Annotated in this window: 16 protein-coding genes; 7 read left to right on the forward strand and 9 right to left on the reverse strand. The window is 71.7% G+C overall.

Annotated features, from left to right (window positions below):
* Positions 1-50 precede the first annotated feature (50 nt).
* Entirely contained in the window at positions 51-743 is a 693-nt protein-coding gene (locus CEP50_RS12890) for a glutaminyl-peptide cyclotransferase (protein ID WP_374957096.1), read from the reverse strand.
* Between the two features lie 300 nt (positions 744-1,043).
* Here CEP50_RS12890 and CEP50_RS12895 point away from each other — a divergent pair, with 300 nt between their 5' ends.
* Positions 1,044-1,889 (forward strand): DUF3027 domain-containing protein, encoded by an 846-nt coding sequence (locus CEP50_RS12895; protein ID WP_106114193.1) that lies wholly within the window; start codon positions 1,044-1,046, stop codon positions 1,887-1,889.
* Positions 1,890-1,982: 93 nt separating this feature from the next.
* Here CEP50_RS12895 and CEP50_RS12900 read toward each other — a convergent pair whose 3' ends face one another.
* Positions 1,983-2,426: a cupin domain-containing protein gene (locus CEP50_RS12900; RefSeq protein WP_258175200.1), complete on the reverse strand. Its 444-nt coding sequence runs from the start codon at positions 2,424-2,426 to the stop codon at positions 1,983-1,985.
* A 313-nt stretch (positions 2,427-2,739) separates the two neighbouring features.
* On the opposite strand from CEP50_RS12900, the gene CEP50_RS12905 reads away from it, so the two are divergent.
* Positions 2,740-5,742 (forward strand): sacsin N-terminal ATP-binding-like domain-containing protein, encoded by a 3,003-nt coding sequence (locus CEP50_RS12905; protein ID WP_106114195.1) that lies wholly within the window; start codon positions 2,740-2,742, stop codon positions 5,740-5,742.
* Positions 5,743-5,764: 22 nt separating this feature from the next.
* Here the strand turns inward: CEP50_RS12905 and CEP50_RS12910 are convergent, their stop codons facing one another.
* Entirely contained in the window at positions 5,765-6,070 is a 306-nt protein-coding gene (locus tag CEP50_RS12910; protein WP_258175203.1) for a DUF2530 domain-containing protein, read from the reverse strand.
* Positions 6,071-6,226: 156 nt separating this feature from the next.
* On the opposite strand from CEP50_RS12910, the gene CEP50_RS12915 reads away from it, so the two are divergent.
* Together CEP50_RS12915 and CEP50_RS12920 are read left to right on the forward strand one after the other, a co-directional pair.
* Complete coding sequence (locus CEP50_RS12915) at positions 6,227-6,658, forward strand: MarR family winged helix-turn-helix transcriptional regulator (RefSeq protein WP_019855626.1); 432 nt, start codon at positions 6,227-6,229, stop codon at positions 6,656-6,658.
* A gap of 28 nt (positions 6,659-6,686) precedes the next feature.
* Complete coding sequence (locus CEP50_RS12920; protein ID WP_106114197.1) at positions 6,687-7,982, forward strand: MFS transporter; 1,296 nt, start codon at positions 6,687-6,689, stop codon at positions 7,980-7,982.
* A gap of 138 nt (positions 7,983-8,120) precedes the next feature.
* On the opposite strand, the gene CEP50_RS12925 is transcribed toward CEP50_RS12920, so the two are convergent.
* The 4 genes from CEP50_RS12925 to CEP50_RS12940 all read right to left on the reverse strand — a co-directional run bounded on the left by CEP50_RS12925 (position 8,121) and on the right by CEP50_RS12940 (position 13,675).
* Positions 8,121-9,620 (reverse strand): ArnT family glycosyltransferase, encoded by a 1,500-nt coding sequence (locus CEP50_RS12925; protein WP_106114198.1) that lies wholly within the window; start codon positions 9,618-9,620, stop codon positions 8,121-8,123.
* A 292-nt stretch (positions 9,621-9,912) separates the two neighbouring features.
* The gene (locus tag CEP50_RS12930) at positions 9,913-10,542 is read right to left on the reverse strand and encodes a superoxide dismutase (protein WP_019855624.1); all 630 of its coding nucleotides are present in this window, start codon (positions 10,540-10,542) and stop codon (positions 9,913-9,915) included.
* 114 nt (positions 10,543-10,656) lie between these two features.
* Positions 10,657-12,153 (reverse strand): glutamate-cysteine ligase family protein, encoded by a 1,497-nt coding sequence (locus tag CEP50_RS12935; RefSeq protein ID WP_106114199.1) that lies wholly within the window; start codon positions 12,151-12,153, stop codon positions 10,657-10,659.
* A 214-nt stretch (positions 12,154-12,367) separates the two neighbouring features.
* Positions 12,368-13,675: a multidrug effflux MFS transporter gene (locus CEP50_RS12940; RefSeq protein WP_106114215.1), complete on the reverse strand. Its 1,308-nt coding sequence runs from the start codon at positions 13,673-13,675 to the stop codon at positions 12,368-12,370.
* A 188-nt stretch (positions 13,676-13,863) separates the two neighbouring features.
* Between CEP50_RS12940 and CEP50_RS12945 the strand changes: the two genes are divergently transcribed.
* From CEP50_RS12945 to CEP50_RS12955, 3 genes are all read left to right on the forward strand, one after another.
* On the forward strand, positions 13,864-14,685 hold the full coding sequence (locus CEP50_RS12945) for a TrmH family RNA methyltransferase (protein WP_106114200.1): 822 nt from the start codon (positions 13,864-13,866) through the stop codon (positions 14,683-14,685).
* Between the two features lie 63 nt (positions 14,686-14,748).
* A complete protein-coding gene (locus CEP50_RS12950; RefSeq protein WP_106114201.1) occupies positions 14,749-15,375 on the forward strand; it encodes a DUF2537 domain-containing protein in 627 nt (208 codons plus the stop codon).
* A 92-nt stretch (positions 15,376-15,467) separates the two neighbouring features.
* Positions 15,468-15,818: a hypothetical protein gene (locus tag CEP50_RS12955; RefSeq protein ID WP_146134806.1), complete on the forward strand. Its 351-nt coding sequence runs from the start codon at positions 15,468-15,470 to the stop codon at positions 15,816-15,818.
* Positions 15,819-15,875: 57 nt separating this feature from the next.
* On the opposite strand, the gene sepH is transcribed toward CEP50_RS12955, so the two are convergent.
* The gene (gene sepH, locus CEP50_RS12960) at positions 15,876-16,886 is read right to left on the reverse strand and encodes a septation protein SepH (RefSeq protein ID WP_106114203.1); all 1,011 of its coding nucleotides are present in this window, start codon (positions 16,884-16,886) and stop codon (positions 15,876-15,878) included.
* Between the two features lie 204 nt (positions 16,887-17,090).
* Complete coding sequence (gene serC / locus CEP50_RS12965; RefSeq protein WP_106114204.1) at positions 17,091-18,236, reverse strand: phosphoserine transaminase; 1,146 nt, start codon at positions 18,234-18,236, stop codon at positions 17,091-17,093.
* Positions 18,237-18,505 lie beyond the last annotated feature (269 nt).

Genomic DNA, 18,505 nt, shown 5'->3' on the forward strand with positions numbered 1-18,505 from the left:
TCCGCGCCGAGGGGCGGCGCGCACCACGCGCGGGGTGTGCTCCGTCCGGCTCAGGCCGGGACGAACCTCACGCGGAACAGGCTGGGCCAGTACTTGCCCGTGAGCAGGAACTCGCCCTCCCGGTCGGTGGCGGCCACGCCGTTGAGCACCCCCGCCGAGGAGGCCTCGGCCTCGGTGAGCAGGTCACCGGCGTCCACCACCGCCGTCACCCGGCCCGTGGCCGGGTCGATCCGGACGAGGTGGTCGGTCTTCCAGACGTTGGCCCACACCGCGCCGTCCACGCACTCCAGCTCGTTGATCTCCTCCACCGGGTTTCCCCCCAGGCGCACCGTCACCTCCCCGCGTCGGGCGAAGCTCTCCGGGTCGCGGAAGGTCAGCCGCGCCGAGCCGTCGCTCATCACCAGGCGCCACCCGTCCGAGCACAGCCCCCAGCCCTGTCCGTCGTAGTCGACGCGTCGGAGCTCCCGCAGGCTGTTCCGGTCCCGGAGGAAGGCCGTCCCGGCTCTCCAGCTCAGCTGCCAGATCCTGTCCCCCACAACGGTGATCCCCTCGCCGAAGAAGCGACGCGGCAGCTCCACCCGCCGGAGCTCCTCGCCGGTTGTCAAGCTCACGGCACGCAGAACCGATTCACCGTGTTTACCGGTGCTTTCGTAGAGTGTCCCCGAGTGCGTTTCGAGGCCCTGGGTGAACAAGGACGGATCATGCGGCAGAACGTGGATCACATCGGCACGCAGGTGTGGCACGCTGCCCCCGTGCCACAAGTCCTGTTCGCTCTGATCGCCGCGTTGGTCGCCGTACTGCTGTGGCTGCGGCGACGTGCCACAACCCGCGACCGTCAGCATCATCAGCGGCACGAGGCACATCACGAGCAGCCGCCCGGTGCCGTCCCGCCGACCCCCGCGGAGCAGCCTCCCGCCGAGCCGGTCACCGCCGACACGACGGAGCGGGACTCGTCCCCGTCCACTCCGAAAACGCACGCCGAAAGCGTGGCACGCCCGCCCACACCGCGAAACACGTGCGGCACAATCGGAAGTGTGACGCCTATGCCTGCTCCGATCAGCGACGTCGACACGGCGCCGGACCCAAGCAACGCTTCCGGAGACGAGCGGCGGCCCGATCCGGATCCGAAACTCGCCGAGGCGGTGGAGATCGCGCGTTCCGCCGCCGAGGAGGAGGCAGCGGGCAACGGACCCTACGACTCGCCCGCGCTCGTGATGGAGGCCGAAGGGCCCGCTGTCGGAGAGCACGTCTGTGTCGAGTACGAGTCCGACCACTCCGTCACGCACTACTTCCGCACCAACTACCGGGGCTACGTCGGGTGGCGCTGGGCGGTCACCGTGGCCACCTCCGGGCGGGAACACCCCGTCACGGTCAGCGAGGTGGTGCTGCTGCCCGGCCCGCAGGCGCTCGTCGCTCCGGACTGGGTGCCGTGGAGCGAGCGGATCCGCCCCGGGGACCTGGGGGCCGGGGACCTGCTGCCCAGCGGGCAGGACGACCCCCGGCTGGCCCCGGGCACGCCTCCCGGGGACGATCCGGTCGCCGAACTCGCCTACGAGGTCGAGGCGGGCCGGGATCGGGTGCTCAGCAAACAGGGCCGGCTGGAGGCCGCCGAGCGGTGGTACCAGGGGGAGTTCGGTCCCGACACCGAGACCGCGCGGCTCGCGCCGGGCCCGTGCGGAAGCTGCGGCTTCTTCCTCCCGCTGTCCGGGTCGATGCGGGCGGCCTTCGGGGTGTGCGCCAACGCCGTGTCCCCCGCCGACGGGCGGGTGGTGCACGTCGAGTTCGGCTGCGGGGCGCACTCCGAGGCCGAGGTGGACACCTCCTCGACCATCCCCGTCGCCGACGTGGTCTACGACGACACCACGCTGGACTACGAGTCCCGGGGCTGACGACGGTTCGTTTCCTCTCCGTGCCCGCCCGGGGCGAGCGTCACCCCCGGTGCGGGGCGGGGGCGCCGTGCGCGGCGGTGCCCGCCCGGTGGGTCAGGGTGTGGCGTGCAGAGCCGTGGCCCTGGTGGCGTAGGCGGCGACGTCGGCGAAGTCCAGGACCGTCACCGGCTCGTTGCCGAGCACGCGTGCGTCGTGCCCGGGTTCGATGTGCAGCATCTCCCCGGCCTTGATCACTCCGTGGGCGCCGTTGTCCATGGACACCTGGAGGTTTCCGGTGAGCACGTAGCCCACGTGCCGTTGCTGGCAGCTCGCGGTGCCGACCAGCGGCGCCATGTCCTCGGCCCAGTGCCAGCCGGGTTCCAGGACGAACCTGCCGGCCGCCGAGCCGTGCAGGTCGAACAGCTCCAGCCTGCCGTGCGGGAATTCGCGGATCTCGGTGGGATCGGCGAAGGACAGGGACATCAGTGCCTGCATGACTACCCCCTCGACGGGGCGATTGACCGGGGTCCGCGCCCGGTCGACGACGGTTGTCGGCACGAGGGCTCCGCGCGGGTGCCACCGCGCTCCACGGGCCCGCTGCCGGTTTCCGGGCGCTCGCCGTGCGAGAAGCCCACCTGGGAACAGGATACAGTGAGCGGGCACGGAACACAGGGGAAACGCGGATGTTTCCCACCGGTCGATGCTGGGCACGTCGGGTCCCTTCCGGACGTCCGCGCCGGTGACGGCCGGGACCTTCCCGGCGGTCACCCGGCCACACCGCTGTGCGAACAGGATCCAGAGGACACAGTTGTTGAGCGATGCATCCCAGGGTCGGGCGGAGGAGCACGTCCCCGCCGAGTCCCGTGACCCCGTGAGTGGCGATCCCTTCGGAACTGCCGAGCTGCGCGCCGCCGTGCTGGAGGCGTGGCGGTCCTCCCCGACGCGTTTCCGGGAGGACGCCAACGCCGAGGAGGACCTGCGGCTCGGCGGCTACCGCAACCGTCTGCTGGTCGAGCTCGCCCAGAACGCCGCCGACGCCGCCGCTGCCGACGGCGTGGCCGGGCGGGTGGAGATCCGCCTCGAAGGCGGGGAGCTGCGGGTGGCCAACACCGGAGCCCCGCTGGACGCCGCCGGGGTGGCCGGGCTGGCCGCGCTGCGGGCCTCGCCCAAGCGCGACGGGAACTCCGTCGGCAGGTTCGGGGTGGGGTTCGCCGCCGTGCTGTCGGTCACCGACGCCCCCCGGCTGGTGTCCACCAGCGGGGCGGTGGAGTTCTCCGCCGAGCGCACCCGGGCGGAGCTGGCCTCCTCCGCCTCCTCCGGTCCCGGGGCGGTGGCCGAGGAGCTGACGGCCCGGGACGGCCAGGTTCCGGTGCTGCGGCTGGTCTGGCCGGTGGAGGAAACACCTCCGGAGGGCTTCGCCACCGAGGTCCGGCTGCCGCTGCGCGCCGGGGTCGACGGACGGCGGCTGCTGGACGAGCTGGCCGAGCAGGTTCCCGACCTGCTGCTGGCACTGCCCGCCCTGGGCGAGGTCACCGTGGACCGGCAGACCTACTCCCGCCGGGATCTCGGGTCCGGGCGGGTGGCGGTGCGCTCCCCGGAGGGGGAGCGGGTGTGGCTGTTGCGCCGTGACCGGGGGGAGCTGTCCGGGGCGCTGTCCTCCGAGCTGGGGGTGGAGCAGCGCGACCGCGCCGGGCGGTGGGTGTGCTGGGCGCTCCCGCTGGACGAGCACGGCGGGGTGGCCCCGTTGGAACGGGACGTGCTGCACGCGCCCACCCCCACCGAGGAGCGGTTGTCCCTGCCCGCCCGGCTGCTGGCCGACGTGCCGCTGGAACCGGATCGGCGCAGGGTCGTCTCCGGCCCGGCCACCGAGGCGGTGCTGGAGCAGGCTGCGCGGGCCTATGTGGAGCTGGTCTCGGACGTGCCCGCGGCGGAGCGGGTCGTGCTGGTCCCCGTGCCCGACCTGCCGTCGTCCGACGTCGACGCCCGGCTGCGGGAGAGGATCCTCGAACACCTCTCCGAGGCGGAGTGGTTGCCCACGGCCGACGGCTCCCCGGTCTCTCCCCGGCGGGCGAGGGTGCTGGACTTCCACGCGCCCGGGCTCGTGGAGCTGCTGGCCGGGGTGGTCTCCGGTCTGCTGGCGGCGGAGCTGTCCGCCCCCGCGCACCGGCGGGCGCTGCGCGCACTGGAGGTCACCCGGATGGGGGCCGCTGAGCTGGTGGAGACGCTGGCCGGGCTGGACCGGCCCGCCGAGTGGTGGTGGCGGCTGTACGAGGCGGTGTCCCCCGTGGAGCGCGAGGACGGCACGGCCCGGGGCGAGTTCGCCGCCCTGCCGGTGCCGCTGGCCGACGGGCGCACGGTCACCGGGGTGCGGGACGTGCTGTTGCCCGAGGGCGAGGGGGACGACGACCCGGCGGTCGCCGTGGCGCGGCTGGACGTGACCGGGCTGCGGGTGGCCGACCCCCGGGCGGTGCATCCGCTGCTGGAACGCCTGGGTGCCCGTCGGGCCGGTGCCGCCGAGCTGCTGGACACCCCGGCGCTGGCCGAGGCGGTGCACAACAGCGTGGCCGACGCCCGCGCCGGTGCCGATCCGATGCCGCTGGCCGAGGCGGTGTTCGCGCTGGTGGAGAACGCGGGAGGCCGCGACTGGCTGGGGGCGCTGGCGCTGCCCGATGTGGACGGGGAGGTGCGCAGGGCTGACGAGCTGCTGCTGCCCGGGGCGGCGCTGCTCGACGTGCTGGATCCCGAGGCCGTGGGCGCCGAGGCCCCGCTGGGCGCACTCGATCCGGGCGTGCTCCGACGGTGTTCCCCCGAGGTGCTGCGTTCGGTGGGGGTGCTGGACTCCTTCGCGGTGGTGACCGAGGAGCAGCCGGATTCGCCGCACGAGGGGCTGGCCGACACCGAACAGTGGTGGTCCGAGTCGGAGCGGGCCCACGGCTCCGAGTGGCCCCCGGCCCGTTTCGTCGGGGTGCGGGACCTGGACCTGGTGGCCGAGGACTGCTGGCCGGCGGCGCTGCGGCTGCTCTGCGCGGACCCGGAGACACTGGAGGCGCTGCGCGAGCCCGGGGGCTACACCGCCTGGTGGGTGGCCAGGTTCGCCCGCCTGGGCGGGCGCGCTCCCCGCCAGTGGCGGTGCGCCGGGGCGGACTCACTGGCGGGGCTGTACGACCCGGTGCCCGAGACGGGCCTGGAGGAGTGGCAGCTGCGGCTGGCCGGGGTGCGCACGGAGCTGACGGTCTCCGACGAGTCCGACGCCGCCGACCTGGTGCATCGGCTGGCCGACGCGAACCGCGCCGTGGGGCCGGGGGTCGTGCTGGGTGCGCATCGTGCGTTGGCGGAGGCGGTGGCCTGCGAGCGGTTCGATCCGGCCGAGGTGGACCCGCCGGGGGCGGTGCGTTCGGTCCAGGGTGCCGTGGTGGGGGCCGACCGGGCGGTGGTGCTGGACGAGCCCTGGTTGCTCGGGGCGTTCGAGCCGGCCCTGGTGGTCGCCGGGGGTACTCCGGAGGAGTTCGACGCCGAGTCGCTGGCCGAGCTGCTGGATCTGCCGCTGGCCTCCGAACAGGGAACCTTCGAGGTGTTGGGGGAGGGCGTCACCCAGGAGTGGGGCGAGGTGGCCCGGGTTCCCGCCGCCTGCGGCCTGTTGGGGCTGGCGGTGCCTTACGGCCGCGTGGTGCTGCGGGACGGTCTGCGGGTGCGCACCCCGGACGGGCGGGAGTGTCCCGTGCACTGGTGGGTCGACGGTGTGGGCACCGTCTACAGTGAGCGCTCCCCGGACGGTCTGGCCCGCGCCCTGGCGTGGGCGGCCGACCGCTGGTCGCTGCGGTTCGCCTTCGCCGCGCTGCTGGCCGATCCGACCGCGACGACCCTGCTGCGGTGAGCGGAGGGCGGGGTGGCGAGGTTCACTCGTCGAGTCCGGCCAGTCCCCGCCAGGCTCCCGGGGAGCCGCGTCGGGAGGCCGCCCGCTGCCAGCGGAAGAGCCCGTAGCCGAGCACGCCGAGTACCGTTCCGACCACACTGGTCCAGAACCGCGTGTCCGGGGCGGATCCGGTCACCCATCCCCATACTCCGAACACCAGCGCGGCGATCAGCCAGCACAGGGTTCCGGTGAGCACCACCGGTGTGGGTTCGGCGAGTTTGCGGGGAAGGGCGGGAACCGGACGCATCGGTGTCGGGCCGCGTGATGCCTCCGTGTTCTCCTCGGACACAGGGTGCGAACTCCCTTCCGGGTATGGTGCCGGCGAGGGGCCCGCCGGGGGTGTGCCCGCCGGAGGGGTCCGATACGGGCGGTTTCAGCCTACCGCGCCGTCGTGGATCACCGTGCGTGACACGCGAAATGTCCGGTATTTTGCTAAACTAACGATGTGTCCGATACCGCTGAACGCGAACGCACCCTGGCGAGCAGGCTGCGTATCGCCGTCGTGCGTCTGAACCGCCGCCTGCGCACGCAGACCGAGTCGAACGTCACGCTGTCCCAGATATCGGCCCTGGCCTGCCTGTGGCGCGGTGGACCGCTGTCCCCGCGCGAACTGGCCTCCAGGGAGGGCGTGCAACCGCCCTCCATGACCAGGGTGATCGCGGCCCTGGAGGAGCTGGGGCTGGTGCGCAGGCGCCCGCACCCCACCGACGGCAGGCAGGCGATCGTCGAGCTGACCGAGGCGGGGCAGGAGCGGATGGACCAGGAGGTGTCCGCGCGCGAGCAATGGCTGGACCAGCGACTGGCCGAGTTGACCGAGCAGGAGCGCGAGACCCTGGCGAACGCGGCGCGGATTATCGACCGAATGGCCCAGCTGTGACTCCGTCCCCGTCCGTCCGAGTCCGCCGATGAGCGTTCCGACCCACCGCACCACCGAACGAACCAGCGGAGAGGCGAGCCCGGAACCGGACTCCGGTCGCGGCCGGATGTTCCGTTCCCTGCGGGAGCGCAACTACCGCTACTACGCCGCCGGTCAGGTCGTCTCGCTCACCGGCACCTGGATGCAGCGCGCCGCCCAGGACTGGCTCGTGCTGGAGCTCTCCGGCGGTTCGCCCGCCGCGCTCGGCGTGGCGGTGGCGTTGCAGTTCCTGCCCACGATGCTGTTCACCCTCTACGCCGGTGTGACGGCCGACCGTTTCGACAAGCGTCGCCTGTTGGTCGTGGTGCAGGCGGGCATGGGGCTGTGCGGGCTGGCGTTGGGTGCTCTCGACGTCGGGGGGCTCGTCGAGCTGTGGCAGGTGTACCTGCTGGCCCTGGTGCTCGGTTGTTTCGCGGCCTTCGACGCTCCCGTGCGCCAGTCCTTCGTGGTGGAGATGGTGGGACCCGCCCAGCTGCCCAACGCGGTGGCGTTGAACTCCATGACGTTCAACCTGGCCCGCATCGTCGGTCCCGCCGTGGCGGGGGTGCTGATCACGGTGATCGGGACCGGGCCGGTTTTCCTGCTCAACGGGCTGAGCTCGGCGGCCGTGGTGCTCGGCCTGGTGCTGATGGACCCCCGGCGGCTGTACCGCTCGGCCGCTCCGGCGCAGGGACGCGGACGGCTCCGGGAGGGGCTGGGTTACGTCTCGGCGCGCCCCGAACTGGTCGTGGTGCTGGTCCTGGTGTTCTGCGTGAGCACCTTCGGGATGAACTTCGAGAACGCCTTCGCCGTGGTGGCGCGCAACGTGTTCCACCGCGACGCGGCGGGATACGGGCTGCTGATCACCGCCCTGGCCGTGGGCACGCTGACCGGGGCCGCGTTGGCGGCCCGACGGGCCGGTGGGCGGCCTCGGCTGCGGCTGGTGTTCGGGGGAGCGGCGGCCTTCGGGGTACTGGAGGCCCTGGCCTCGCAGATGCCCACCTACCGGAGTTTCGCCGTGGCGCTCGTTCCGGTGGGGATCGCGGTGATGACGTGCACGACGGCGGCCAACGCCACGGTTCAGCTGTCCGTGGACCCCGCCGTGCGGGGGCGGGTCATGGGCCTCTACATGATGTTGTTCCTCGGTGGCAGACCGATCGGGGGATTGCTTTCCGGGTGGTTGGCCGAGATCTTCGACGGCAGGGCGCCGTTGTTGGTCGGTGGGCTGGGGGTGCTGTCGGCCAGCGCGCTCGGGGCGATGGTGCTGCTCCGGAGAAATCACGGGTTGCCCAAACGGGCAGGTTAGGCTAACCTAAATGATGTCCGCTTCGTGGTGGGAGCGGCAGTCAGTTCGGGAACCCCGCGGGTCCGTCGAGCGACGCTCGGCGGGCCCGTTCCCCGGGCCGCCCGCTCGACGAGCCCCGCGACCCCGGGGAGGGCGGCCTCACTCCCGCATCCCCATGCCGCGCAACCGCGGCCAGATCCGCTCCCAGGAGGCGGTGCGCCCCTCGGCCAGCCAGAGCCGCGTGCCGTTCTCCGTGGTGCCCAGCGAGTCGACCTCGGCGAAGAACGGCGACAGCGAACTCCGCCCGCCGCCGACGTAGAGCGTGGCCTCCGAGTCCTCCGGAGGACGCCCGAAGAATCCGTAGCCCCTGCTGCCGCTGTAAACCCGTTCCAGCCCGTACTCGGGTCCGAAGTGGTGCAGCGCCCCGGCGGTCCAGTAGGAGGAGGCCAGCACCACCGTGTGCCGCCGCTTGTTCTCCGGCAACGTGTCCAGTTCGGAGGCCACGTCGCGGGTGAGCCCCGCCCACTGCCGTCCGGTGTTGTTCGCGAGTTGTCCGGGGAACACCGGCAGCGGCCACGGGGTCAGGGAGGGCAGGCACAACGCGGCCGAGAGCAGGTAGACCGGCCAGGCCGCCCGGCTCCACCGGGGACGCCCGACCCGTTGTCGGCGCTGTTGCAGTCCCACGGCCCCCGCCGCGAACAGCACGGGATACATCCCCACCGTGTAGTACTCGCGAGCCCCGGTGGTCAGGAAGAGCAACGCCAGCACGCAGCACGTCACCCCGAGGAACCGGTACGGACGCATCCCCGGCGAGAACAGCAGCCGGCCCAGCCCGTAGCACAGCAGCACGGCTCCGACGACCCCCGCCAGCATGACCCACCGGCTGAGCAGCGCCAGCCCCTCGTAGCGGCTCTCGGAGTTGACCACGCCGCTCATCCCCAGCTGGGGCCAACCGTGCGTGGCCTGCCAGAGCAGCGTCGGCACCGTGGTCACCACCGCGATACCGGCCCCGAGCCACAGTTTTCCCCGCGCCAACAGCTGCCGGGGACCGACGAGCGCGACGGCGAGACCGCAGGACAACCAGAAACCCAGCACCAGGAACTTGACCTGGACGGCCACGGCGGTGACCACACCCGCCCACAGCAGCAGCCGGTCGTCGGCACGTCCCACGCCGCGCAGCCGGACCCACCGCACGAGCAGCCAGGTCAGCACCGTCCACAGTAGCGGGTCGAAGGTCATGGTCCCGAGCAGCCTGCCGTTGAGCAGGATCTGCGGGCAGAGCGCGAAGGCTCCCGCCGTCAGCACCTGGGCGCGACGGTCCCCGCCGAACTCGCGTGCGATCAGGGCGGCCAGCGGAACACCGGCCGCCGTGGCCACGAGCGCGGGCAAGCGCAGCGTGAACGGCGTGTCGGGCAGCAGCAGGTGCATCGTGCCCGCCAGGACCGGCAGGGCCGGTTGCTGGTCGGCGTAGCCCCACGCCAGGTGGTCCGCGGCGGCCAGGAAGTACAGCTCGTCGCCGAAGTAGCCGTACCACCAGCAGGCCACCCCCACCACCAGCAGCCACAGTCCCGTGATGAGGAACACCGGTCTTCTGGCCAGGGGAGGGAGCGCGTCGACGGCGACGGGTCTCGCCGCCGGGGCGATCGTGGGGCTGCTCATGCGGTCGCGGGGATTCCCTTCCGAACGTCTGACCCCGTCGCGGGGTGCGGGGCGGCACGGCGTCGCGCGGGAGACGGGGCGGGCGACCCGCGCGAGTGCAAGATACTCGTTCGGTGTTCCGCCGCGAGGATCCTGATCGTCCCCGTGGTCGTCCTCACACGAAACGGGGCTCCCGCCGTGGTGGCGGGAGCCCCGTCGGACCGGCAGCTCGGCTTGTCGGAGCATTCACTGCCGGAGTCGGGAGAGCGGGCCCCGGTGCCGGGAAGGGGCGCGGCCCGGAACTCCGGTCGTGTCAGGACTGGGGCAGCCGCAGTCCGTTGTAGCCGGCGCGGGCGTCGGCGAAGCGACGCGAGACCTCGTCCCAGTTGACCACGTTCCACAGCTGCTGGACGTAGTCGGCCTTGGCGTTCTTGTACTGCAGGTAGTAGGCGTGCTCCCAGATGTCGAAGACCAGCAGCGGCGTGGTGGCGATCGACAGGTTCGAGTGGTGGTCCCGCAGCTGCTGGGTGATCAACCGCTGCCCCACCGGGTCCCAGGCGAGCACGCCCCAGCCGTTGCCCTGGATGGTGGTCGAGACGGCCTCCATCTGGGCGCGGAACTTGTCGAAGGAACCGAAGTGCTCGTCGATGGCCGCAGCAAGCTCACCGGTCGGCTTGTCGCCCCCGTCCGGGCTGAGCACCTTCCACCAGACCAGGTGCATGGAGTGCCCGGCCAGGTTGAACGCCAGGGTGGTCTCCAGCCCCACGATCGAGGAGAAGTCGCCCTTCTCCCGGGCCTCGGCGATCTTCTCGATCGTGTCGTTGGCCCCCTTCACGTAGGCGGCGTGGTGCTTGCTGTGGTGCAGTTCGTTGATCTCCCCAGCGATCGCCGGCTCCAGCGCCGAGTAGTCGTAGTCCAACTCGGGCAGCACGTACTGAGCCATGAACCCTCTCCCTGTTGCGTATGGGTTGCGACAACGAGTCTGACGCAATTGCAACACAATGGCAAACGAGGTGAGCGTGGTGGGCGGAACACGTGACGGGAACCGAGGGGGCTCTCAGCCCACCGGCCAGGTGTGCACCGGATCGCCCGAACCGCCCAGGGCCGTGTAGCGCCGCAGCATCTCCACCAGCGCCGTGCGCCGGTCGGTGTGCCGTTGCAGGGCGAGCACGGTGTCCCGTTGCCAGTCGGCGCCGGTCTGCCGTGCCTTGCAGCGTTGTTCGAGCACGCCGAGGTGGCGCTGGCGCACCGCCTCGGAGACGCCGCAGGACTCCAGCCCCTCGTGGGCGAGGGGGAGCAGTTTGCGCAGCACCAGCTCGTCGGGGGGAACCCATCCCGTGCCGGGCCAGTAGAGGCTGGCGTTCATGCCGTGCCGGGCTCCGTTGTAGAAGTTCTCCTCGGCGGCGGCGAAGGACATCTGACTCCACACCGGACGGTCCTGTTCGGCGAGGGCGCGCTGGGCCCCGTAGAAGAACGCGGCGTTGGCCAGCATGTCGATCACGGTGGGCCCGGAGGGCAGCACCCGGTTCTCCACCCGCAGGTGTGGGACACCGTCCACCAGGTCGTAGACCGGTCGGTTCCAGCGCCAGATCGTCCCGTTGTGCAGGCGCAGCTCCGACAGGTTCGGTGCCCGTCCCGCCTCCAGCGCGGCCACCGGGTCCTCCTCCTCCGGCTCCGGCATCAGCGCCGGGAAGTAGCGCACGTTCTCCTCGAACAGGTCGAAGATGGAGGTGATCCAGCGGTCCCCGAACCACACGCGGGGGCGCACGCCCTGGTTCTTCAGTTCCTCGGGCCTGCTGTCGGTGGCCTGCTGGAACAACGGGACCCTGGTCTCCTGCCAGAGGGCCTTGCCCAGCAGGAAGGGCGAGTTCGCCCCCACGGCCACCTGGACCCCGGCCAGGCACTGGGCCGCGTTCCAGTGCGCGGCGAAGTCCTCCGGGGCGACCTGGAGGTGCAGCTGCACGGAGGTGCAGGCCGAGGAGGGCAGGATGGACTCCGCGTGCGAGCGCAGCCGCTCCTGCTGCTCGTGCTCCCCGAAGGGCGTTCCCGCCATGTGCAGCAGGATCTCCTCGCCGCGCGCGGCGCAGATCTGGCGGTTGAGCAGTTCGTAGCGGGGTGGCCGGGACAGCCACCTCGGGTCGAAGTGGGCGCTGCGCAGCGTGGGCAGGGTGCCGATCATCACGAGCCTGGCCCCGCTGTCCCGCGCCTTGGCGTCGGCGTTGACCAGGGAGGTGCGCAGCTCGTCCTCCAGTTCGAGGGCACCTCCGCCCGCCAGCATGCGGGGGCGGACGTTGAACTCGATGTTGTGCTGGCCCAGCTCGGTGGTGAACGAGGGGTCGTCGATCTTCTCCAGCACCTCGGCGTTGGACATCGCCGGGTCCATCGCGTCGTCCACCAGGCTCATCTCCATCTCCAGGCCCATCTGCTGATGGGGGAAGGAGAAGTTGCCCTCGGCCAACATGCGCGCCAGCGCGTCCAGGCCGCGCTGCATCTTGTCCCGGTACCGCTGCCGATCACCGGGGCGGAACGCCCGGTCGGCCACATGCTTTCCCATGCCGCGTCACCCCGATCCCACCGGTGCGAAATCGGCAGCTTCCGTGCTGGTCAGCGCCGGATTTCAACGGTGGCACACCCCGTCGTGGGATGGCCAGCGTCCAAAACGGTGGCTGCCTACGGCGAACGGGTAACGGCTCGTGATCACCGTCCGTGAGAATCCGTCCGCGAAGCGGGCAGGTGCTCCGACGGGGCGACGCCCGCGAGTGGCGGGGTCAGCCCGCGGCGCTCGGCGAGACCCCACGCCGACCCAGCGTCAGGTACACGGTCAGCGAGGCCGCCACGACCGTGAACATCACCAGCACCATCGGCAGCGCGGAGTCCACACCGCCCAGTCCCACCAGGGGTGCGGCCAGCGCCCCCACCACGAACTGGGAGACGCCGAGCAGCGCCGAGGCGCTCCCCGCGACCTCGCGGTGTTCGGCCAGCGCGAGCATCGTGGTGTTGGGCAGCACGAACCCGAGCCCGGAGATCATCACGAACAGCCCGGCCAGCAGCACCGGCAGCGGCAGTCCCAGCAGCACGGCCGAGACCAGCACCAGCCCGGCCAGGGTGCAGCCGAGCAGGGCGGTCAGCAGCAGCTGGGACTCCGTGGCCACCCGGCCGACCAGTCGGGCGTTGGCCTGGCCACCCGCCACCAGTCCCACCGCGTTCATCCCGAAGACCAGGCTGTAGGTCTGCGGGGAGAGGCCGTGGATGTCCTGCAACACGTAGGAGGAGCCGCTGATGTAGGAGAACATGGCCGCCATCGCCAGTCCCGCCGCCAACGCGTTGCCGAGGAAGGAGGGAGTGGACAGCAGCCCGCCGAAGGTGCGCAGCGTCGCCCCCACCCGCAGGGGCGTGCGCCACCGCCTCGGCTTGGTCTCCGGCAGGGCGAACAGGGTGACCAGCAGCAGCGTCACGGCGAAGCCGGACAGCACCACGAACACCCCGCGCCAGGTGGTGTGGGCCAGCACCTGGCCGCCGATCACCGGGGCCAGCACCGGGGCGAGGCCGGTGACCAGCATGAGCGCGGAGAAGAACCGGGCGGCCTCCACCCCGGAGTAGAGGTCGCGCACCGCCGCCCTGGCGATCACCATCCCGGCGGCGGCCCCGAACCCCTGCAGGGCGCGCAGGACGGTCAGGGTGTGGATGTCGCCCGAGACCGCGCACAGCACCGAGGCCGTCAGGTACACCACCAGCCCCACCAGCAGGGGAGTGCGCCTGCCCACCGCGTCGCTGATCGGTCCGGCCGCGAGTTGGCCGAAGGCCAGTCCGAGCAGCACGGCCGTCAGGGTCAGCTGTCCCTGTGCCGAGCTGGCGTGCAGATCCTCGGTCAGCTGGGGCAGCGCGGGCAGGTACATGTCGATGGTCAGCGGCCCGAACGCGGTCAGACCACCGAGGATGAGCGCGAATCGCGCCTTGCGGCGCAGCGTCGAGTTCTCCGCCGAGTCCGGTGCGGCGGGTTCGGCGCTTCCGGACCCGGGGGCCTGCTCGGTCGGGGCGGTGGTGTGGGCGGAGTCGTCTCGCTGGGCGTCGTTCATGCGCGCGGACCTTCCCGTGTTCCTGCCGACGTCGGACCCACCGGAGTAGAACACCTCGCCGGGGCTCGTTATGCCCGCAGCGGGCGGATTCCGTGTGGGATTCGTGTTCCCGCGAGGGACGGAACCGGGGTCGTGGGAGGACACCGGGACCGGGTGGTCGGCGTCCGTGCGGAGCACGGGATGGGAAGATGCGGTGCGTGGCCAGATTGATCGAAGTGACCGACCCGGAGGATCCCGCGGTCGACGATTTCCGCGATTTGACCACCGCCGATCGCCGTCCCGACCGTCCCGGAGGGCGGGGTCTGGTCATCGGGGAGGGCAGGCTGGTGGTCGAACGGCTGCTGGACTCGCCGTACCCGCTGCGCGGGCTGCTCGGGGAGCGCCGCCGCCTCGACGCGCTGGCCGACTCGCTGGAGCACCTGGACGTGCCCGCCTACGTCGTGACCCCGGACGTGTTGGCCAAGATCGTGGGCTTTCACCTGAATCGGGGGGTGCTCGCCGTGGCCGACCGGCCGCCCGAGCCCGACCCGGTCCGGCTGATCGAGAGCTCCCGGCGGCTCGCCGTGCTGGAGGGGGTGGTCGACCACGAGAACCTGGGTGCGATGTTCCGCAACGCGGCGGGCCTGGGGCTGGACGGGGTGCTGCTCGGCAAGGGGTGCTCGGACCCGCTGTACCGGCGCAGCGTCCGGGTTTCCATGGGGCACGTGCTGCGGGTGCCCTTCGCCCGGTTGAACGAGTGGCCGCAGGACCTGGAACTGCTCGGGGCCGCCGGTTTCCGGGTGGCGGCGTTGGCGCCGCGGCCCGACGCCGTGCCGGTCGGCCGGGCCGGACTGTCCCGGGGGAGGGTCGCGGTGTTGATGGGCTCGGAGGGGCCCGGGCTCAGCGAGGGAGCGTTGCGGGCCGCCGACCTCACGGTGGGGATCCCCATGGCCCGGGGGGTGGACTCGTTGAACGTGGCCGCCTCGGCGGCGATCGTCTTCCACGCGATGAGCGAGGAGTCGCTGGGCTGAGGAAGGCTCCGACCGGGCCTCGCGCCCGTTCCGAGAAGCAGTCGAGAGACCACGAGGTGGCTGGTGAACAGTGCTGCCCGCGAGGAACCCGAGCTGGAACTGCGCGCGGGACGGGGCGGTGCGGTGCTCGTGGACACGGTCGAGTGGCTCGGTCTGTCCCCCGAGCACCTGAGAGTCTCGGCGGAACTGGCCGGGGCGCTCCGGGAGTGGGCCGAGGTGATCGAACGGATGCGTCGCGGGGAGCTCGCCGCCGAGGAGGTCGGGCCGGTCGCGGCGCGGCGGGGCGAGCGGCTGGCCGTGCGCCTGGCCGCGGAGACCGGCGAGCCGATCGGCTACCGGGACCCGGTGGGCGGGCAGCTGCGCCGGGTTCCTCCGCCGGGACACGGTCGGGCGGTCGGACGGGATCGCGAGGAGGTGTCGCCGTCGCGGGCCGCCGTGCCGTGGCGGACCGGTCTGACGGTGAGTGCCCTGACGAGTGCGCTGGTCGCGGTCTCGCTCGTGGTGGTTTCCCTCGGTCTCGGCGAGGTGAGTCCCGTGTTGGCCGTTGTGATCAATCTCGCGGTGGCCTGCGGGTTCGCCCCGTCGATCTGGCTGGGGCGCCGCGTGCCGGTGTGGCGGTGGGTGGTGCTGGGCCTGGCCTGCGGGATCGGGATCTCCTGGGTGGTGCTGCCGTTGAGCCTGCTGGGGTGATCCCCCGGAAGAAGTGACTTGCCCCGGCAACCCTCTCCGGTGTGACACGACGGTCGTGGTCTGTGGGTGCCTCGTTGGGCACAATCAAGGTCATGTCAGCGCCCGCACGCGTGTTGTTCCTGATCGGTGCTCTCGCACTGGTGGTCACCCTGGTCGCCGCAGTGGCTCCGGGGCCGGACTACCTGGCCTGGATCGCCGGGACGGTCGGTGCGCTCGCCGTCGCGGGGGGATTCGTGGCCCGGGCCCTCGCCTCCGATCTCGACGAGGACTCCGGGGATCGACGTCCCGTCCCCCGAAGACCTCGCGGCACCGTGTTCGGCGGTGGCTCCGGGACGAGCCTGCTCGAACGGGCTCGACAGCGCCGACGGAGCGCGACGACCGGCACGTCCCCGAGCGGGACCGGGAGCGCGGAGACCGACGAGGTCGACCGGAGCCTGGGGTGAGGCCCGGAGCGGACACCGGGTCCCGCGTGGACCGGTCGGGCGGGACCCGGTCCCGGATCACCGGTTGGAACGCACTCCCAGCAGCACGTCCTCCCAGGAGGGGACGATCGGGTGGTTCTTGCGTCCCTGCGGTGGGTCGGTCTCCTCGTCGGAGAGCTCCGTCTCCGGGTCCGTCTCGTCCTGGGCGGGCTGTTCCGCCGTGGAGGTTCCGTGGCGGTCCGTCTCACGTGGTTGGCCGTTCTCGGCCGAGCCGGTCACGGAGTTCACCAGCGAGCCCGTGCTCACCGGTGGGACATGAGGAGTTTTCACGTTCGCTTCCTCTGCGCCGTCCCCACCACGTGCCCCGCCCGCCGGGCTCTGTCCGAGCACCGGTGCCGGGGTTTCCCGCAGGGTGGCGTGCCGTTCGCCCTCGTCGGCGCCCTCGTGGTCGAGTTCGAGCGCCTCGCGGGCGAGCTCGGTGACGGGGCGCACGGTGCGCAGCGGTCGGCTGGGCGAGGGGTCGAGCAGGTCGAGCGCGTCCTCGTCCAGTGGGGAGATGGTTCCCCCCTGGGCACCCGGGTGGTAGCTCCAGTGGGCGGTGTTCTCCGTGCACCCGGCCTGCCAGCGCAGCGAGACGATCCAGGTCCCGTCCTCGCCGCGCCAGGAGTCCCAGGACGTCTCGTTGTGGTCCTGGCCGCGCATACCGAAGGTGTGGGCCACCACCTCCCCGAGGGTCTGCACGTCCGGGCCGTCCTCCCGGACCGGATGCGCTCGCTGGGCCCGCTCGGCCACTTGGGCGCGCTCCAACAGCACGGGGTGGGCGTAGCGTTCGACACGCTGCTCCGGAATCCCCGCCGCCGCGGCTATCTCCTCCACGGAGGCACCGGCCCGAACCCGTGCCTGGATCTCCCGCGGGCGCATCTGGGACTCCATCTCGATCTGCACCTGACCGAGACGGGTCAGGTCCCCCCGTGCGGCGGCGCGCAGTCGCTCGTCGGCGGGCACCGCGAAGCGTTCGCCGTTGTCGGGGTCCTCGCAGACGACCGTCTCGCCGTCCTCTTCGAGCCCCACCACTCGCAGCGTTCGCATAGGTGCCTCCCCGCGCCTCCCGCTGACTTCAGATCACCAAGTTATAACGATAACCCGGCGGGCCGCGGTTACGGGCAAGGACGCGCCGAGTTCACCGATGCGAGCAACGATTCTGCGCCGGACGGGACCCGGTACGGATCCGTGGAAATACCCGGATCGGGGCGGGTGCCGGGACCGAGGGGTGGTCCCGGCACCCGTGCTCACTCAGCCGAGCTTGTCGACCACCCAGTCGATCGACTGGGTCAGCTTGGTGACGTCGTCCGGTTCGATCGCGGGGAACGTGCCGATGCGCAGCTGGTTGCGCCCGAGTTTGCGGTAGGGCTCGGTGTCCACGATCCCGTTGGCCCGCAGGGCCTGGGCCACCGCCGCCGCGTCGACCGAGTCGGCGAAGTCGATCGTTCCCACGACCTGGGAACGCTTGGCGGGGTCGCCCACGAAGGGCGTGGCGTAGTCGGAGGCCTCGGCCCAGGAGTACAGCCTGCGCGAGGACTCACCGGTGCGCCGCACGCACCAGTCCAGACCGCCCTGTTCGAGCATCCACTCGACCTGGTCGGCCAGCAGGAACAGGGTGGCCAGGGCGGGGGTGTTGTAGGTCTGGTTCTTGCGGGAGTTGTCCAGCGCGGTGGTCAGCGAGAGGAACTCGGGGATCCAGCGGTCCGTGCCCCCGATCTCCCCCACGCGTTCCAGCGCGGCCGGACTCATGACGGCGATCCACAACCCCCCGTCCGAGGCGAAGCACTTCTGCGGGGCGAAGTAGTACACGTCCACGTCGGCGGGGTTCACCGGAAGCCCGCCCGCGCCGGACGTGGCGTCCACCGCGACGAGCGCGTTCTCCGATCCCGCCGGGCGGGTCGGGGGCAGCATGACCCCGGTGGAGGTCTCGTTGTGCGCCCAGGCGATCAGATCCACGGAGGGATCGGACACGGGGTCGGGAGCGTCCCCCGGTTCGGAGGACACGATCACCGAGTCCTGGAGGAACGGTGCGGCCTTGGTCGCTTTCGCGAACTTCTCGGAGAACTCTCCGTAGGTCAGGTGCAGGGCTCGCTGCCGAACCAGTCCGAGTGTCGCGGCGTCCCAGAAAGCGGTCGTTCCTCCCACTCCCAGGACGACCTCGTAGCCCTCCGGGAGCGAGAAGAGCTGGCGAAGACCTTCGCGCACCCGCCCCACGAGTGACTTCACCGGCTTCTGCCGGTGCGAGGTGCCCATGATGTCGGCTCCCTGGTCGGCGAGCCGGTTCAACTGCTCGGGGCGGACCTTGGACGGCCCGCACCCGAATCGCCCGTCCGTGGGGACGAGCTCGGCGGGCAACCGCAGTGTCGTCGGATCGATGTTGGTGTCGGCCTGCGTCATGCCGGCGCCTCCGGTCCTTGTTGAGTTCAGCCCATGACCACGGGCTGCTTGCGGAACGTTCACGAAGTTGGCCAGAGACCGGCGCCGTTGCCGGCTCAAGCACATCGGCGGTGGTGACGGATCTCGCCGCCGCCGTCGGTGTGAACCAACCGACGGAAACTTACTGCGTCGGGACCGCACTTGGCCACAGTGACGAGCCGGGTGTCACTCTCGCGTGATGATCTCCGCTCCGACGCGACACGGTCCGTGCCGCTCCCACGGTCGGGGGA

The sequence above is a fragment of the Actinopolyspora mortivallis genome (assembly GCF_003001495.1).
GTDB lineage: Bacteria > Actinomycetota > Actinomycetes > Mycobacteriales > Pseudonocardiaceae > Actinopolyspora > Actinopolyspora mortivallis_A.

What these genes read in the sequence shown, in the direction of transcription:
- CEP50_RS12895 (WP_106114193.1), top strand. Translation starts at nt 1,044, where the DNA reads ATGCCTGCTCCGATCAGCGACGTCGACACGGCGCCGGACCCAAGCAAC.
- CEP50_RS12955 (WP_146134806.1), top strand. Translation starts at nt 15,468, where the DNA reads ATGTCAGCGCCCGCACGCGTGTTGTTCCTGATCGGTGCTCTCGCACTG.
- CEP50_RS12945 (WP_106114200.1), top strand. Translation starts at nt 13,864, where the DNA reads ATGCGGTGCGTGGCCAGATTGATCGAAGTGACCGACCCGGAGGATCCC.
- CEP50_RS12920 (WP_106114197.1), top strand. Translation starts at nt 6,687, where the DNA reads ATGAGCGTTCCGACCCACCGCACCACCGAACGAACCAGCGGAGAGGCG.
- CEP50_RS12925 (WP_106114198.1), bottom strand. Translation starts at nt 9,620, where the DNA reads ATGAGCAGCCCCACGATCGCCCCGGCGGCGAGACCCGTCGCCGTCGAC.
- sepH (WP_106114203.1), bottom strand. Translation starts at nt 16,886, where the DNA reads ATGCGAACGCTGCGAGTGGTGGGGCTCGAAGAGGACGGCGAGACGGTC.
- serC (WP_106114204.1), bottom strand. Translation starts at nt 18,236, where the DNA reads ATGACGCAGGCCGACACCAACATCGATCCGACGACACTGCGGTTGCCC.
- CEP50_RS12940 (WP_106114215.1), bottom strand. Translation starts at nt 13,675, where the DNA reads ATGAACGACGCCCAGCGAGACGACTCCGCCCACACCACCGCCCCGACC.
- CEP50_RS12930 (WP_019855624.1), bottom strand. Translation starts at nt 10,542, where the DNA reads ATGGCTCAGTACGTGCTGCCCGAGTTGGACTACGACTACTCGGCGCTG.
- CEP50_RS12935 (WP_106114199.1), bottom strand. Translation starts at nt 12,153, where the DNA reads ATGGGAAAGCATGTGGCCGACCGGGCGTTCCGCCCCGGTGATCGGCAG.